The 18,042-nt window shown below is 74.5% G+C and carries 2 pseudogenes; both read left to right on the forward strand.

Annotated elements, in window-relative coordinates:
* Positions 1 to 7,401, forward strand: a pseudogene (locus tag EIY87_RS30560) (type I polyketide synthase); the annotation flags it as partial.
* Positions 7,402 to 7,680: 279 nt separating this feature from the next.
* A pseudogene (locus tag EIY87_RS30565) lies at positions 7,681 to 18,042 on the forward strand (type I polyketide synthase); the annotation flags it as partial.

Genomic DNA, 18,042 nt, shown 5'->3' on the forward strand with positions numbered 1-18,042 from the left:
AAGCTCCTCGACTACCTCAAGCGGGCCACCGGCGACCTGCGCGAGGCCCGCGGCCGGGTCCGCGAACTCGAAGACCGCGCGCACGAGCCGATCGCCGTCGTCGGGATGAGCTGCCGGTACCCCGGCGGCGTCACCTCGCCCGAGGAGCTGTGGGCGCTGGTCGACGAGGGCCGCGACGCCGTCACCGAATTCCCGCGGGACCGCGGCTGGGACCTGTCGAAGCTGTACGACCCTTCGTCGGCGCCCGGCACGAGTTACGTCCGGCACGGCGGTTTCCTCGACGACGTCGCCGGGTTCGACGCCGCGCTGTTCGACCTCAGCCCGCGCGAAGCCACGGCGATGGACCCGCAGCAGCGGCTCCTGCTCGAAGCCGCCTGGGAGGCGTTCGAGCGGGCCGGCATCGCCCCGGATTCCGTGCGGGGCAGCAAAACCGGCGTGTTCGCGGGCACCAACGGCCAGGACTACGGGCCCCGGCTGCACGAGGCACCCGCGGACGTCGAAGGGCACCTGCTGACGGGGCTCGCCGCGAGTGTCCTTTCCGGACGGATCGCGTACGCCTTCGGCCTCGAAGGCCCGGCGCTCACGGTGGACACCGCGTGCTCGGCGTCGCTGGTCGCGGTGCACCTGGCGATCCGGTCACTGCGCGCGGGCGAGAGCACGCTCGCGCTGGCGGCCGGCGTGTCGGTGATGAGCACGCCCGGCGGGTTCGTCGAGTTCAGCAGGCAGCGCGGGCTCGCCCCGGACGGCCGCTGCAAGTCCTTCGGCGCCGGCGCGGACGGCACCGGCTGGGCCGAGGGCGTCGGCGTCCTCGTGCTGGAACGCCTGTCGGACGCCGAAGCCAACGGCCACTCCGTGCTGGCCGTGCTGGCGGGGTCGGCGGTCAACTCCGACGGCGCGTCCAACGGCCTCACCGCGCCCAGCGGCCCCGCGCAGCAACGGGTCATCCGGGCCGCGCTGGCCGACGCGCGGCTCGTGCCGTCCGATGTGGACGCGGTCGAGGCGCACGGCACCGGCACCGTCCTCGGCGACCCGATCGAGGCGGGGGCGCTGCTCGCGACCTACGGCCAGGACCGGGCGACGCCGCTGTGGCTGGGGTCGCTGAAGTCGAACATCGGGCACGCCCAGGCCGCGGCCGGGATCGGCGGGATCATCAAGACGGTCCTCGCCCTCCGTGCGGAGAAGCTGCCGCGCACGCTGCACGCTGAGGAGCGCTCGCCGCACGTCGACTGGACGTCCGGCGCGGTTTCGTTGCTCACGTCGCCGCAGCCGTGGCCCGCCGGGGACCGCCCGCGCCGCGCCGGGGTCTCGTCGTTCGGGGTCAGTGGCACGAACGCGCACGTCATCGTCGAGGAGCGCCCCAATGTGGCGTTGGTTGCGTCAGACGCACCGAACGCCACATTGGGTGCGCTGGATGCACCCAACGCCACATTGGGGCGCTTGGGGCCGTGGCTGCTGTCGGCCAAGACACCGGAAGCTTTGCGAGCGCAGGCAGTCCGGCTGAGCGGGGTCGAGCCGAGCGTCGATGTCGCGTTCTCGCTGGCCACCACCCGGGCTCGGCTGGAGCACCGGGCCGTCGTCGTCGGTGATCCGGTCGCCGCGCTGGCCGCGCTGGCCGAGGGGCGGCCGGCCGCCGGGCTCGTCGAAGGCAAGGCACGGGCCGAGACCAAGCTCGCGTTCCTCTGCACCGGCCAGGGTGCCCAGCGGCCGGGCATGGGCCGCGAGCTGTACACCGCCTTCCCGGTGTTCGCCGCCGCGTTCGACGCCGTCTGCGCGGAGATCGACGCGCGCTGGGACGGCGCGCCGCCGCTCAAGGACGTCGTCTTCGCCGACGTCGACACGCTGCTCGACCGCACCGACTACGCGCAGGCCGGGCTGTTCGCGGTCGAGGTTGCGCTGGCCCGGCTCGTCGAGTCGTGGGGCATCCGGCCGGACGTCGTGGCCGGTCACTCGCTCGGGGAGATCACCGCCGCCCACCTGGCCGGGGTGCTTTCGCTCGCCGACGCGGCGACGCTGGTCGCCGCCCGCGGCCGGCTGATGGCCGCGGTGCCCGCCGGCGGTGCCATGGCCGCGATCGAGGCCGGTGAAGCCGAACTCACGCTCCCACCGGACGTCGACCTCGCCGCCGTCAACGGCCCCTCGGCCGTCGTGGTTTCCGGCCCGGAAGACGCCGTTGCGGAAGTCGTGGCGCACTGGTCCGCCCAGGGCCGCCGGACCCGGCGGCTCACGACGAGCCACGCGTTCCACTCCGCTGCGATGGACCCGGTTCTCGATCTCCTGGCAGAAGCCGTGCGGGAACTGGACTTCCGCCCACCGGCCCTGCCGCTGGTGTCCACCCGCACCGGACAGGTCACCGGTGGGTCCACAGTGGACCACTGGGTCGCGCAGGTCCGCGAGCCGGTCCGCTTCGCCGACGCCGTCGCGACGCTGGCCGGGCAGGAGGTCACGGCCTACCTGGAACTCGGCCCCGACGGCGTGCTCACCGCCCTCGCCCGCGGCCTCACCGACGCCGTGACCGCGGTCGCGCTGCGCCCGGACCGCGACGAGGCCGCCACCCTGCTGACGGCGGTCGCCACCCTGCACACCCACGGCGTCCCGGTCGACTGGGCCGCGTTCTTCGCCGGTGCCCGGCGCACCGAGCTGCCGACGTATGCCTTCCAGCACGAGCGCTACTGGCTCACCGCGGACGGTCGCGCCCCGGCCCGCGTCCGCCCGGAAGTGCCCGTGTCAGGCGGGAACCTGACCGACCTCGTCCGCGCGCAGGCCGCCGCCGTGCTCGGCCACACCGAACCCCTCGACGCCGACCGCGCGTTCGCCGACCTGGGCTTCGACTCGCTGACCGCGGTCGAACTCAGCTCCCGGCTCGGCGTGGCGACCGGCGTGACGCTGCCCGCCACGCTCGTCTTCGACCACCCGACCCCGGCCGCGCTCGCCGCGTGGCTCGCCGGCGAGACGGCGACCGGAACCGTCACCGCGCACGCGGGTTCGGCCGACCCGATCGTCGTCGTCGGCATGGGCTGCCGCTACCCGGGCGGCGTCGCGTCCCCGGCCCAGCTGTGGGACCTCGTGCTCAGCGGCACCGACGCGATCAGCGCGTTCCCCGCGGACCGCGGCTGGGACGTCGACGGGCTGCACGACCCGGAACCCGGCCGCCCGGGCAAGACCTACGTCCGGCACGGCGGTTTCCTCGCCGACGCCGCGGGGTTCGACGCCGCGTTCTTCGGGCTCAGCCCGCGCGAGGCGCTGGCGATGGACCCGCAGCAGCGGCTGCTCCTCGAAGTCGCCTGGGAAACGTTCGAGCACGCGGGCATCGACCCGCGCGCGGTCCGGGCCGACGCTGTCGGCGTGTTCGCCGGCACCGCGTCGCAGGACTACGGCCCGCCGCTGCACGAAGCCCCCGAGCACGTCGGCGGCAACCTCGGCACCGGCACCGCGGCCAGCGTCCTTTCCGGACGGATCGCCTACACGTTCGGCTTCGAAGGGCCGACGCTGACCGTCGACACGGCCTGTTCGTCCTCTTTGGTCGCGCTGCACCTCGCGGCGCAGTCCCTGCGGGCGGGGGAGTGCACGCTCGCGCTGGCCGGTGGCGTCACGGTGATGTCGAGCCCCGGCGCGTTCGTCGAGTTCAGCCGCCAGCGCGGGCTCGCCCCGGACGGCCGGATCAAGTCCTTTTCGGACAACGCGGACGGCACGGCCTGGGCCGAAGGTGCCGGGATGCTGCTGCTGGAACGGCTTTCGGACGCCCGCCGCCTCGGGCACCCGGTGCTGGCCGTGGTCGCCGGGTCGGCGGTGAACTCCGACGGCGCGTCCAACGGCCTCACCGCGCCGAACGGGCCGTCGCAGCAGCGGGTGATCCGGCAGGCGCTGGCCAACGCCGGACTGTCCGCATCGGACGTCGACGCCGTCGAAGCCCACGGCACCGGCACGGTGCTGGGCGACCCGATCGAGGCGCAGGCCGTGCTCGCCACCTACGGCCAGGACCGGCCGTCGCCGCTGTGGCTCGGGTCGCTCAAGTCCACCATCGGGCACGCGCAGGCCGCATCCGGCGTCGGCGGCATCATCAAGATGATCGAGGCCATGCGCCACGGCGTCCTGCCGCGGACGTTGCACCTCGACACGCCGTCGTCCAAAGTGGATTGGACGGCGGGTGCGGTCGCGCTGCTGACCGACACCACGCCGTGGCCGGAGACCGACGTCCGGCGCGCCGCCGTGTCGTCGTTCGGCGTCGGCGGCACGAACGCCCACGTGATCCTCGAACACCCGGCGGACACCCCGGCTCCGGACCCCGTCGCGGGCCCGCTGCCCTGGCTGCTGTCGGCGCGCACGGAAACGGCGTTGCGAGCGCAGGCCGACCAGCTGCTCGCGGTCGACGCCGATCCCGCCGAGGTGGCGCGGATCCTCGCTGCCGGGCGGGCCGCTTTCGATCACCGCGCGGTCGTCATCGCGGCCACGCCGGAGGAACGCGCCGCCGGGCTCGCCGCGATCCGCGACGGCCGGGGCGTGATCACCGGCGTCGCCGAGCGCGGGAAGACGGCGTTCCTGTTCACCGGCCAGGGTTCCCAGCGGGCCGGGATGGGCCGTGAGCTGTACGAGAAGTACCCGGCGTTCGCGGCCGCGTTCGACGCCGCGTGCCCGGATCCGCGGGTGCGGGAGGTCGTGTTCGCGGGTGACCCCGACGGCACCGAGTACGCGCAGCAGGGCATCTTCGCGGTCGAGGTCGCGCTCGTGCGGCTCCTCGAAACGTGGGGCATCCGGCCGGACGCCGTGCTGGGCCACTCGGTCGGCGAGATCGCCGCCGCCCACGTCGCCGGGATCCTGACGCTCGACGACGCGGTCACGCTGGTCGCCGCCCGCGGCCGGCTGATGCAGGCGCTGCCCGAGGGCGGCGTGATGATCGCGGTCCAGGCGTCCGAAGAGGATCTTCAGCTGCCCGAGGGGGTGGCGCTGGCCGCGGTCAACGGCCCGGACGCCGTCGTGCTGTCCGGTGCGGAAGCCGCGGTGACCGAGTACGCGGCGACGTTCGCCAAGACCAAGCGGCTCGCCACGAGCCATGCGTTCCACTCCCCGCTGATGGCGCCGATGGTGCCGGATTTCCGCGCGGTCCTGGACACGCTGCCGTTCGCCGCGCCGGAGTTGCCGTTCGTGCCGACCGGCGGGACCGGCCCGGAAACGGCGGAGTACTGGGCCGGACAAGTCGAAGCCACCGTCCGGTTCGCCGACGGGGTCGAGGCGTTGCGCGCCGACGGCGTCACGACGTTCGTCGAGATCGGCCCGGACGCCGTCCTGTCGGCGCTGGTCGAAGGTGCGGTGCCGGTGCTGCGCGCGGACCGGTCCGAACCGGAAACGCTGCTCACCGCGCTGGCTCGCCTGCACGTCCGAGGTGTCAGTCCACAGTGGACGTCGCTGCTCGGTACGGCGACCACGCGGGTCGACCTGCCGACTTACCCGTTCGAGCGTGAGCGGTACTGGCTCGCCCCGGGCACGCCGCCCGCAGCCGACCCGGCGGGCGACCGGTTCTGGGCCGCCGTCCGCGACGGCGACGGTGACGGGCTGGCCGAGACACTCGGCGTCGAACGCTCCACAGTGGACGCGGTGCTGCCCGCGCTGTCCCGGTGGCGTGGCGAGGCCGACGGTGGCACCGCGGATTGGCGCTACCGCGTGGTCTGGCAGCCGATCGACACCCCGGCGCCGCTCGACGGCTGGTGGCTCGCAGTCGTCCCCGAAGGCACCGACGTGCGGCTCCCCGACGGCGTCACGGTGCTGGAGGTGCCCGCCGGGATCGGCCGCGCGGACCTCGCGGCCCGGCTGCCGGAGACCGACGGCGTGCTGTCCTACCTCACCGACGCCGCCGATGTCCTCGTGCTCGTCCAGGCCCTCGGGGACGCGGGCCGGGACGCGCCGTTGTGGTGCGTCACGCGCAACGCCGTCCAGGTCGAGCCGGGTGAACCGGTGGACCCCGCCGCGGCCGGGATCTGGGGTCTCGGCCGCGTGGTGGGGTTGGAGCACCCGCGCCGCTGGGGCGGGTGCGTCGACCTCGACGGCGACGCCGACCTGGTGCTCGGCGGGCTCGAGGACCAGATCGCGGTGCGTGCGTCCGGGGTGTTCGGCCGGCGGCTGGTGCGGACGTCCGCGCGGAAGGTCCGCGAATGGCGGCCGCGCGGCAAGGTGCTGATCACCGGCGGCACCGGCGCGCTGGGCGGGCACGTGGCCCGGCGCCTGGCGGCCGACGGCGCCGAGCACCTGGTGCTGACCGGCCGTCGCGGCGTGGCCGCACCCGGGCTGGTCGAGGACCTGACCGCGCTCGGCGCGCGGGTGACGGTCCGGGCGTGCGACGTCGCCGACCGCGACGCGCTGGCCGCGCTGCTGGCCGAGTTCCCGCCGTCCGCGGTGCTCCACGCGGCGGGCGCGGCCGACCCCGAGTACCTGGCCGAGACGTCCGTGGCCGAGTTCGAGCGGGTCCGCTCGGCGAAGGTGCGGGGCGCGGCACACCTCGACGAGCTGCTCGGCGACACCCCGCTCGACGCGTTCGTGCTGTTCTCCTCGATCGCGGCCACCTGGGGCAGCGGCGGCCAGGGCGCCTACTCCGCGGCGAACGCGGCGCTCGACGGCGTCGCCGAAGCCCGCCGGGCCCGCGGCCTGACGGCGACGTCGATCGCGTGGGGCCCGTGGGCCGGCCCGGGCCTGGCGGAGGGCGAGGCCGGCGTGCAGATGGCGCGGCGGGGCGTGCCGGGCCTGCCGCCCGAGCGGGCGGTCGCGGAGCTGCTCGCGGCGGTGGAGCGGGACGAGCCGTCGGTCGTCGTCGCGGACGTCGACTGGACGCGGTTCGTGCCGGCGTTCACCGCCCAGCGCCCGAGCCCGCTGCTGGGCGAGCTGTCCGAGGTCCGCGAGGTGCTGGCGCTGGACCCGGCGGGCGGCGGCGCGGTCGCGGAGATCCTCGGCACCGCTTCGGGACCCGAGCTGGACCGGCTGCTGCTCGACATCGTGCGCGGCGAGATCGCCGTGGTGCTCGGGCACGCGACCCCGGAGTCGGTCGACGTCCGGCAGCCGCTGCGCGACCTCGGCCTCGACTCGCTGGCGTCGGTCGAGCTGCGCAACGGGCTGTCCCGCGCGACCGGGCTCAGCCTGCCCAGCACGCTGGTCTTCGACCACCCGACGGCGGAAGCGCTGGCCACCCACTTGCGCACCCGCGTCGAACCGGCGGCCGACGACCTCGCCGAGGAGCTGGACCGCCTCGAAGCCGGTCTGACGACGGCTGATGCGGCGGACCGCGGCCGGGCACTGGCCCGGCTGGAGGTCCTGCTCGCCCAGTGGCGCGAGGACCGCGAGTCGATCGCGGAGCGCCTCGACGCGGCCGACGACGACGAGATGTTCCGCCTCCTCGACACCGAGTTCGGCATCTCGTGATGCGCGCCCCGACCGGCTGCCCCGCCGCGCGCCGAAGCGTCCTGAATGAGTCATTCAGGACGCTGGAGGTCCTGAATGACTCATTCAAGACCTTTGCGGGCGTTCGGCACCGAGGGTCCCCGGTGGGAGCGGCCGCCGCGAGCCGGCCCACTCACCGCTATACCGCCGCGCGCCGAGACGTCCTGAATGAGTCATTCAGGTCGCCGGAGGTCCTGAATGACTCATTCAAGACCTCCGGGCGCGCGCATCCCCCGACCCCCTGTTTCCCGAGGACCACCCATGTCGAGTGAAGACAAGCTCCGCTACTTCCTCAAGCGCGTGACGGCCGACCTGCACGACGTCCGGGCGCGGCTGCGCGAGGCCGAGGAGAAGGCGGGGGAGCCGATCGCCATCGTCGGTACCGCCTGCCGGTACCCCGGTGGGGCGAACACGCCCGAACGGCTGTGGGACCTGGTCGCCGCCGGGACCGACGCGATCGGCGGCTTCCCCGCCGACCGCGGCTGGGACACCGCGCGGCTCTACCGGCCCGGGGATCCGCGGCCCGGGCACAGCTACGTCCGCGAGGGCGGGTTCCTGCCCGAAGCCGCCGACTTCGACCCCGAGTTCTTCGGGATCTCGCCGCGCGAAGCCGTCGCGATGGATCCGCAGCAGCGGCTGCTGCTCGAAGTCGCGCACGAGGCGTTCGAGCGCGCCGGATTGCCGGTCGACGGGCTGCGCGGGAGCCGCACCGGCGTGTTCGTCGGGGGCATGGCGCAGATTTCCGGGCCGTCGGAAGAACAGATCGAAGCCCTGTCCGGCTACCTCCTGACCGGCAGCGCGGCCAGCGTCTTCTCCGGCCGGATCGCCTACACGTTCGGCCTGGAAGGCCCGGCGATCACGGTCGACACGGCGTGCTCGTCCTCGCTCGTCGCCCTGCACCTCGCCGCGCAGGCGCTGCGCGCGGGCGAATGTTCCCTCGCCCTCGCTGGCGGGGTCACCGTGATGACCACGCCCGAGGGGTTCGTCGAGTTCAGCCAGCAGAACGGGCTCGCCGCCGACGCCCGCTGCAAGGCCTTCGCCGAAGCCGCCGACGGCACGGCGTGGGGCGAGGGCGCCGGGATGCTCGTGCTGGAACGGCTTTCCGACGCCCGCCGCCACGGGCACCCGGTGCTCGCGGTGCTGCGCGGCTCGGCGGTCAACTCCGACGGCGCGTCCAACGGCCTCACCGCCCCGAACGGGCCGTCGCAGCAGCGGGTGATCCGGGCCGCGCTGGCGAACGCGCGGCTGGCACCGTCCGATGTGGACGTCGTCGAAGCGCATGGGACCGGCACGACGCTGGGTGACCCGATCGAGGCCGAGGCGCTGCTGGCGACGTACGGGCAGGACCGGGAGCGGCCGCTGTGGCTGGGGTCGCTGAAGTCCAACCTCGGGCACACGCAGGCCGCGGCCGGGGTCGGCGGGGTCATCAAGATGATCGAGGCGATGCGCCACGGCGTGCTGCCCCGGACCTTGCACGTCGACACGCCGTCGTCGCATGTGGACTGGTCGGCCGGTCAGGTCCGGCTGCTCACCGAAGCCGTGCCGTGGCCGGAGACCGGCGCGCCGCGGCGGGCCGGGGTGTCGTCGTTCGGGGTCAGCGGCACCAACGCGCACGTGATCATCGAGGCGGTCCCGCCGGAAGTCGGCGAGCCGTCGTCGCCGCTGCCCGTGGTGCCGTGGGTGCTCTCGGCCAAGACCGGCCCGGCGCTGCGTGACCTCGCCCGGGCGCTACTGGACCACGACGGCGACCCCGTGGACGTCGGCCGCGCGCTGGCCACCACGCGGTCGGTCCGCGAGCACCGCGCCGTCGTCCTCGACGCCGCCGGGCTCGACGCCGTCATCGACGGGGTCAGCGAGCCGGCCAACCCGGGTGACGTCGTCTTCGTGTTCCCCGGTCAGGGTTCGCAGTGGACCGGGATGGGGCGAGAACTCCTCAAAGCCTCACCGGTGTTCGCCGCGCGGATGGCCGAATGCGCGGCGGCGCTGGAGCCCTTTGTGGACTGGAAGCTCTTGGACGCGCTCGATGGCGACCTTTCGCGGGTCGATGTCGTGCAGCCGGTTCTGTGGGCGGTGATGGTCTCGCTGGCCGAGGTGTGGCGGTCGTACGGCGTCGAACCCGCTGCCGTTGTGGGGCATTCGCAGGGTGAGATCGCGGCCGCCGTGGTCGCGGGGGGACTGTCCCTTGAGGATGGTGCGCGGGTGGTTGCTCTCCGGAGCAAGGCGATCCTCCGGCTGTCCGGACTCGGCGGGATGGTGTCGCTGGGCACGTCGGTCGAACGTGCGCGTGAGCTGATCGCACCGTGGGGCGGGCGGATTTCGGTGGCGGCGGTGAACGGGCCGTCGTCGGTCGTGGTCTCCGGTGAGGTGGCGGCGCTCGACGAGCTGCTGGCCGCGGTGGACGTGCGGGCGCGGCGGATCGCCGTCGATTACGCGTCGCACTCGGCGCAGGTCGAGTTGCTGGCCGATGAGCTGGCGTCGGTACTCGCCGAGGTGAAGCCGCGCCCGGGCGGGATCCCGTTCGTCTCCGCGGTGACCGGGGAAGTGCTCGACACCGCCGGGCTCGACGCGGCCTACTGGTACCGCAACCTGCGCGAACCCGTCCGGTTCGACCAGGCCGTCTCGACCCTGCTCGGGGTGCGGGCGACCGTCTTCATCGAGTGCAGTGCCCACCCGGTGCTCACCGTCGGCGTCGAGGAGACCGTCGATCAGGCCGGTGCGGCGGCCGCCGCGGTCGGCACCCTGCGCCGCGGCGACGGCGGCCTGACCCGGTTCTTCACCTCGCTGGGCGAGGCGTTCGCCCGCGGCGCCGACGTCGACTGGGCGGGGTTGTTCGCCGGTACCGGCACCCGCCGCGTCACCCTGCCCACCTACCCGTTCCAGCGCGACCGCTACTGGTCCGAGCCCGCATCTTCGCGCCGCCGCACGGCCGTCGACGACCTGCGCTACGAAGTCACCTGGCGGCTCGTCCCCGCCGAGAAGTCCATTGTGGAGGGAACCTGGGTCGTGTGCGGTCCGGACGACGACCTCGCCGACCGCATCGCCCAGGGCCTCACCCGGCACGGCGCCGAGGTGGTCCGCGCGGCCGAACTCGAGGACACCACCGGGGTTCGCGGCGTCATCGCCGTCGCCCCGGCCGGACGTACTCCGAGCCACCCGGACGTGCCCGCCGGGTTCGCCGCCGCGCTGGCGCTGGTCCGCGCCGACGTTCCGTTGTGGATGGTCACCCGCGGGGCGGTCTCGACCGGCGCCGCCGACCCGGTCACCGACCCGGAGCAGGCCCTCGTCTGGGGGCTCGGCCAGGTCGTCCGCCAGGAGCAGCCGAGCCGCTGGGGCGGCGTCGCCGACCTGCCCGCCGACGCCGACGACGCCACCGTCGACCTGTTCCTCGGCGCGCTGACCGGCCCCGAGGACGAACTCGCCGTCCGGTCCGACGGCGTCTTCGCCCGGCGGCTGACCCGGCCCGCCGCCACGACCGCCCGGCGTACCTGGCGCCCGGACGGCACCACGCTGATCACCGGCGGCACGGGCGCGCTCGGCGCCCACGTCGCCCGCAGGCTGGCCGCCCAAGGTGCCCCGCACCTCTTGCTCGTCAGCCGTAGCGGCCGCGAAGCCGAAGGAGCCGCGGAGCTGGAAGCCGAACTCACCGGCCTCGGCGCGCGGGTCACCGTCGCCGCGTGCGACGCCGCCGACCGCGACGCGCTCGGTGCGCTGCTCGGCGCCCTGCCCGCGGACGCCCCGCTGCGCGCGGTCGTCCACACCGCCGCCGTGCTCGACGACGCCGTCCTCGACGAACTCACCCTCGACCAGGCTGCTCGTGTGCTGCGGGTCAAGGCCGAGGCCGCGATCGCGCTGCACGAGCTGACCCGGGACCTCGACCTCGACGCGTTCGTGCTGTTCTCGTCCCTCGCCGGGACCTACGGCGGCGCGGGCCAAGGCAACTACGCGCCGGGAAACGCCTTCCTCGACGCGTTCGCGCGTTACCGCCGCGGCCTCGGGCTGACGGCGACGTCGATCGGCTGGGGCCACTGGGCGGGCGGCGGCATGGCCGACGGCGGCCTCGAGACGCGGCTGCGGCAGCGCGGGGTTCCGCCGATGCCGCCGGAGCTGGCCCTCGACGGCCTGCAGCGCGTCCTCGACCTCGACGACACGGCCGTCGTCGTCGCCGACGTCGACTGGACGGCCGCGCAGGACCCCGGCCGCCTGCTCGTTGACCTGCTTCCGCGCACCAGCACCGAAACCGTCGAGCCCGGCCTGGCGGGCCTGGCGCCGGCGGAGCGGGACCGGCGGCTGCTCGAGATCGTGCGCACGCAGATCGCCGCCGTGCTCGGGTTCGCCGAGCCGGACCGGATCGACCCGGGCCGTGCCCTGCGCGACCTCGGGTTCGACTCGCTGACCGCGGTCGAGCTGCGCAACAGGCTCGGCGCCGCGGTCGGCCTGAAGCTGCCCGCCACGCTCGTCTTCGACCACCCGAGCCCGGCCGCGCTGGTCAGCCACCTCGCGTCGCACTTCGGCGCCGCGGTGGCGAGCCCGGACGTCGTCGAGCGCGGTGCGGCCGACGAGCCGGTCGCGATCGTGGCGATGAGCTGCCGGTTCCCCGGCGGCGTCGGCTCGCCGGAGGACCTGTGGGAACTCCTGGCCGCCGGCCGGGACACGGTCACGCCGTTCCCGGCCGACCGCGGCTGGGACGTCGACGCCGTGTACGACCCCGACCCGGAGACCCCGGGCCGGTCTTACGTGCGGCACGGGTCCTTTGTGGACGACGTGACCGGTTTCGACGCCGCGTTCTTCGGGATCAGCCCGCGCGAGGCGCTCGCGATGGACCCGCAGCAGCGGATGCTGCTGGAGACCGCGTGGGAGGCGTTCGAACGCGCCGGGATCGACCCGGCGGCGTTGCGCGGCAGCCGGGTCGGCGTGTTCGCCGGCACCAACGGCCAGGACTACAGCACCCTGCTGATGAACGCCCGCGACCAGGTCGAGGGCTACCTCGGCACCGGCAGTTCGGCGAGCGTGTTCTCCGGCCGCGTCGCGTACGCGCTGGGGCTGGAGGGCCCGGCCGTCACCGTGGACACGGCGTGTTCGTCGTCACTGGTGGCGCTGCACCTGGCGGCGCAGGCACTGCGGGCCGGGGAGTGTTCGCTGGCGCTGGCCGGCGGGGTGACGGTGATGTCCACGCCGATCGGGTTCGTCGAGTTCTCGCGCCAGCGCGGCCTGGCCGCCGACGGCCGCTGCAAGCCGTTCGCGGCGGCCGCCGACGGCACGGCTTGGGGTGAAGGCGCCGGGATCCTGCTGGTGGAACGGCTCTCCGACGCTCAGCGGCTCGGTCACCCGGTGCTCGCCGTGCTGCGGGGTTCCGCGGTGAACTCCGATGGCGCGTCGAACGGCTTGACCGCGCCGAACGGGCCGTCGCAGCAGCGGGTGATCCGGGCCGCGCTGGCGGCCGCGGGCCTGACGGTGTCCGATGTGGACGTCGTCGAGGCGCACGGGACGGGCACTCGCCTCGGTGACCCCATTGAGGCGCAGGCACTTCTGGCGACCTACGGGCAGGACCGCGCGGAACCGGTGTGGCTCGGCTCGGTGAAGTCGAACCTCGGGCACACGCAGGCGGCCGCCGGGGTCGCCGGGGTGATCAAGGTGGTCGAGGCGCTGCGGCACGGGGTGCTGCCCCGGACGTTGCACGTCGATGCGCCGTCGTCCGAAGTGGACTGGTCGGCCGGTTCGGTGCGGCTGCTGACCGAGCCCGTCGCCTGGCCCGCTGGCGACCGGCCGCGGCGAGCCGGGGTGTCGTCGTTCGGGATCAGCGGCACCAACGCGCACATCGTGCTGGAGGAACCGCCCCCGGTGGCGGTGCCGGCCGAGACGTTCTCCGGGAACGTGGTGCCGTGGCTGGTTTCGGCGCGGACCGAGGAGGGCCTGCGGGCCCAGGCGTCGCGACTGCTGGAGTTCCTCGAGACCGGACCGGATCTCGTCGCGACCGCGCGGACGCTGGTCACCGGCCGGGCGTCGCTCGAATGCCGGGCCGTCGTGCTCGCCGCCGACCTCGACGGGTTCCGGCGCGGGCTGACCGGGCTCGCCGAGGGACGCGCGGTCGCCGAGGTGGTGCGACCCGGGCTTGGCAAGGTTGCGTTCCTGTTCTCCGGGCAGGGTTCCCAGCGCGCCGGGATGGGCCAGGAGCTGTACGCGGCCTTCCCGGCCTACGCGGCCGCGTTCGACGCGGTGTGCGAGCACCTGGACCCGCGGCTCGGTGACTTCCTCGGCTCGGCCGAGACGGAGTTCGCGCAGCCGGGCATCTTCGCGGTGGAAGTGGCGTTGTTCCGGCTCCTGGAGTCGTGGGGCGTCCGGCCGGACGCCGTGGTCGGCCATTCGGTGGGGGAGATCGCGGCGGCGCACGTCGCCGGGATCCTGTCGCTCGAGGACGCCTGTGCACTGGTGTCGGCGCGGGGACGGTTGATGCAGGCGTTGCCCGCGGGTGGCGTGATGATCGCGGTCCAGGCGTCCGAAGCGGACATCGAGCTTCCCGAGGGGGTGTCTCTGGCCGCGGTGAACGGGCCGGACTCGGTGGTGCTGTCCGGTGTGGAGGCCGCGGTCACGGAGTATGCGGCGAAGTTCGCGAAGACCAAACGGCTCAACACGAGTCACGCGTTCCATTCGGCGTTGATGGAGCCGATGCTGGCGGAGTTCGCGGCCGCGATCGACGGGCTGGTCTGCGCTGAGCCGTCGATGCCCTTTGTATCCACTGTGGACTCATCTGTGGTGACGCCGGAGTACTGGGTGCGGCAGGTACGGGAGCCGGTGCGGTTCGCCGAGGCTGTCGAGCGTTTGCGGGCCTCGGGCGTCACCGGGTTCGTCGAGCTGGGCCCGGACGCTGTGCTGACGCCGATGGTCGATGGCGCGATTCCCACTCTCGTCGCCGGCCGGTCGGAAGAGGCCGGTGTCCTGGCCGCAGTGGCCCATCTGGACGTCGACTGGCCGCGGATGTTCGGCGACGGGCCGATTCGCACGGATCTGCCGACGTACTCGTTCCAGCACGAGCGGTTCTGGCTGGACGCGGCCGACGAGCCCGACGCGCTCGGGCACCCGCTGCTCAGCGCGGCGGTCGAGCTGCCCGAAGCCGGCGGTCACGTGCTGACCGGCGTCCTGTCGACGCGGAAGTCGCCGTGGCTGGCCGGCCACGCGGTGCACGGCACGGTCATCCTGCCCGGTACGGCGTTCGTCGAGCTGGCCCTGCGCGCGGGCGCCGAAGCCGGGTACGAAAACTTGGAGGAGTTGACGATCGCGGCGCCGTTGCCGCTGACGGAACCGGCCCGTGTCCAGGTCGCGGTCGACGCCGGTCGCCGGACGGTCACCGTCCATTCGCGACGCGACTCCGGCGAGTGGACGCGGCACGCGACCGGCGTGCTGTCCGCGGAGCCGGTGGTGGCCGAGGATCTCGGTGAGTGGCCGCCGCCCGGAGCGTCCGAAGTGGACGTGACGGACCTGTACCAGGGCTTCGAGGACCGCGGGTTCACCTACGGGCTGTCGTTCCAGGGGCTGCGGGCGGCGTGGCTTCACGAGGGTTCGGTGTTCGCGGAGGTGGCCTTGCCGGCCGCCGACCACGACGTCGCGGGCCGGTTCGGCCTGCACCCGGCGTTGCTGGACGCGGCGCTGCACGGCCTGGGCCTGGGTGGCCTCCTCCCCGACGACGGTCAGGGCCGCCTCCCGTTCACGTGGTCCGGCGTGGCCCGCCACCGCGCGGGCGCGGCGTCGCTGCGGGTGCGCTTGACGCCGATCGAGCCGGGCACGGTCTCCCTGACCGTCGCCGACGGCGAGGGGCGGCCGGTGCTGACGGTGGCGTCGCTGGTGCTGCGGCCGGTGGTTCCGCAGGTCAGCGACGCGCTGTTCCGGCTGGAGTGGCGCGAGGCCGAACCTGGTTCTGCGGCGGCTTCGCCGGTGTTCTCGCCGGTCGAGCCGGGGGACGTCCGCACGACGACGGCGCGGGTGCTCGCGGCGATCCGCTCCTGGCTGGCCGACGACCGCGACGGCGAGCTGGTGTTCGTGACCCGCGGCGCGGTCGCGGCGGCCGACGAGGTACCGGACCCGGCCGCGGCGGCGGCGTGGGGCCTGGTCCGGGCGGCGCGCTCGGAGCACCCGGGCCGGTTCCGCCTGCTGGACCTGGACGACGGTTCGCCCGCGCCGGCGCTGCCGGACGGTGAGCCGGAGGTCGCGGTGCGGGCGGGGCGGATCCTGGTGCCCCGCATCGCGCGCGGGACGGTCGGCGGCCTGGAGCTGCCGCAGGGTGACTGGCAGCTGGTGGTGACCGAGCCGGGCACGGTGGACGGCATCACGGCGGTGCCGCGCAACTCGGCAGGGCCGACAAGTGTCGCCTCGTCGGCGCTTGCCGAGTCGCGCTCGCTAGGCGCGGCTGGTTCGGCGAGCCCCGGCGCTCCAGGCGCGGGTGTCGCCTCGGCGGCGCTTGCCGAGCCGCGCTCACCCGGCGCGGGGCAGGTGGCCGAGGCTGACAGCATCGCGGGGCCATCGCGTCCGGCCGCAACCCTCGCCCCCGGTGAGGTGCGCGTCGCCGTCCGGGCGGCCGGGATCAACTTCCGCGATCTCCTCAACGTCCTCGGCCGCTACCCGGGCGGCCCCGTCCCCCTCGGCCAGGAAGCCGCGGGCGTCGTGACCGACATCGGCGAAGGCGTCACCCTCGCCCCCGGTGACCGCGTCTTCGGCCTCTTCCCCGGCACCTTCGCCACCCACGCCACCACCGACCACCGCCTCCTCAAGCCGATCCCGGACGGCTGGACGTTTGCCCAGGCCGCGACCACGCCCGTCGCCTTCCTCACCGCCTACTACGGGCTCGTCGAGCTGGCCGAGCTGAAGCCGGGGGAGTCCGTGCTCGTGCACGCGGCCGCCGGTGGGGTCGGGATGGCCGCCGTTCAGCTGGCGCGGTACCTCGGGGCCGAGGTGTACGGCACCGCCAGTTCCGGCAAGCACGCCGCCGTCGACCTCGATGCCGCGCACCTGGCCTCTTCGCGCACCCTCGAGTTCGCCGAGCGCTTCCCGCGGATGGACGTCGTCCTCAACTCGCTGACCGGCGAGTTCATCGACGCCTCCCAGAACCTCCTCGCCGACGGGGGCCGGTTCCTCGAGATGGGCAAGACCGACGTCCGCGAGGCGCCGAACCACCGGGCCTTCGACCTCGCCGAGGCCGGGGCCGAGCGGCTCGGCCGGATGCTGACCGAAGTCCTCGACCTCTTCGCGGCCGGTCACCTGCGGCCGCTGCCGGTGCGCGCGTGGGACATCCGGCACGCCCCCGACGCCCTGCGCTACCTGAGCCAGGCCAAGCACGTCGGGAAGCTCGCCCTGACCGTCCCGCGTGCCTTCGACCCGGACGGCACCGTCCTCATCACCGGCGGCACCGGCGCGCTCGGGGCCGCGCTGGCCCGGCACCTCGTCCGAACCGGCGCCAAGCACGTCGTCCTCGCCAGCCGGCGCGGGATCGACGCGCCCGGCGCAAAGGACCTCGTCGCCGAGCTGCCCGAGGTGACGGTCGCCGCGTGCGACATCGCCGATCGGGAGGCCGTGGCCGAGCTGGTCGAGGCGCTGCCGCTCACCGCGGTCGTGCACGCCGCCGGGGTGCTGGCCGACGCCACCGTCGACCGGCTCACCGAGGACGACCTCGCCGCGGTCCTGGCGCCCAAGGCCGACGGCGCCCGGCACCTGCACGAGCTGACCCGCGACGCCGACCTCGCCGCGTTCGTCCTGTTCTCCTCGGTGTCCGGGCTCGCGGGCACTGCCGGCCAAGGCGCGTACGCGGCCGCCAATGCCTACCTCGACGCGCTCGCCGCCCACCGCCGGGCCGAGGGGTTGCCGGGCACCTCGATCGCTTGGGGTGCTTGGGAAACCGGCATGGCCGGGGAACTCGCCGAGGCGGACCGGGCCCGGATGAGCCGGTCCGGGTTGCTGCCGCTGTCCACTGAGGACGGACTGAGCCTCTTCGACGCGGCGGTCGGCGACGCGGCGAGTCTGGTCGTGCCCATGCGGCTCGACCCGGCGGCCCTGCGCGGCGACGACGTCCCGCCGCTGCTGCGTGGGCTCGTCCGGGCGCGGCCGCAGCGCACGTCGGCGCCGTCCGACGCCGCTGGGCTGGTCCGGCGGCTGGGCGGGCGGACCCCGGCCGAGCAGGACGGGATCGTGCTCGACCTGGTGCGCGAGGCGATGGCCGCCGTGCTCGGGCACGCCGACGCCACCGGGGTCGACCCCGGCCGCGGGTTCCTGGAGGTCGGCTTCGACTCGCTGACCGCCGTCGAGCTGCGCAACCGGCTCGCCACCGCGACCGGCTTGCGGCTGCCCTCGACGCTGGTGTTCGACCACGCTTCGCCCACCGAGCTGGCGGCGCACCTGCGCGGCGAACTGACCGGCACCGAGCCGGACGCGGACCAGCTGCTGTCCGAAGTGGACAGCCTGGAGACGCGCCTGCTGGCCGCCGAGCTCGACGACGCGGCCCGGGCCGCCGTCCACGGCAGGCTCCAGACGTTGCTGGCCAAGTGGTCCGGCGCCGCGGGAGCCGCCACCGTCCCGGACAGCCTTGCCACGGCGTCCGCGAACGACCTCTTCGACTTCATCGACAACGCACTGGGGAGCTGA

It is taken from the genome of Amycolatopsis eburnea (genome assembly GCF_003937945.1).
Taxonomy (GTDB): Bacteria; Actinomycetota; Actinomycetes; order Mycobacteriales; family Pseudonocardiaceae; genus Amycolatopsis; species Amycolatopsis eburnea.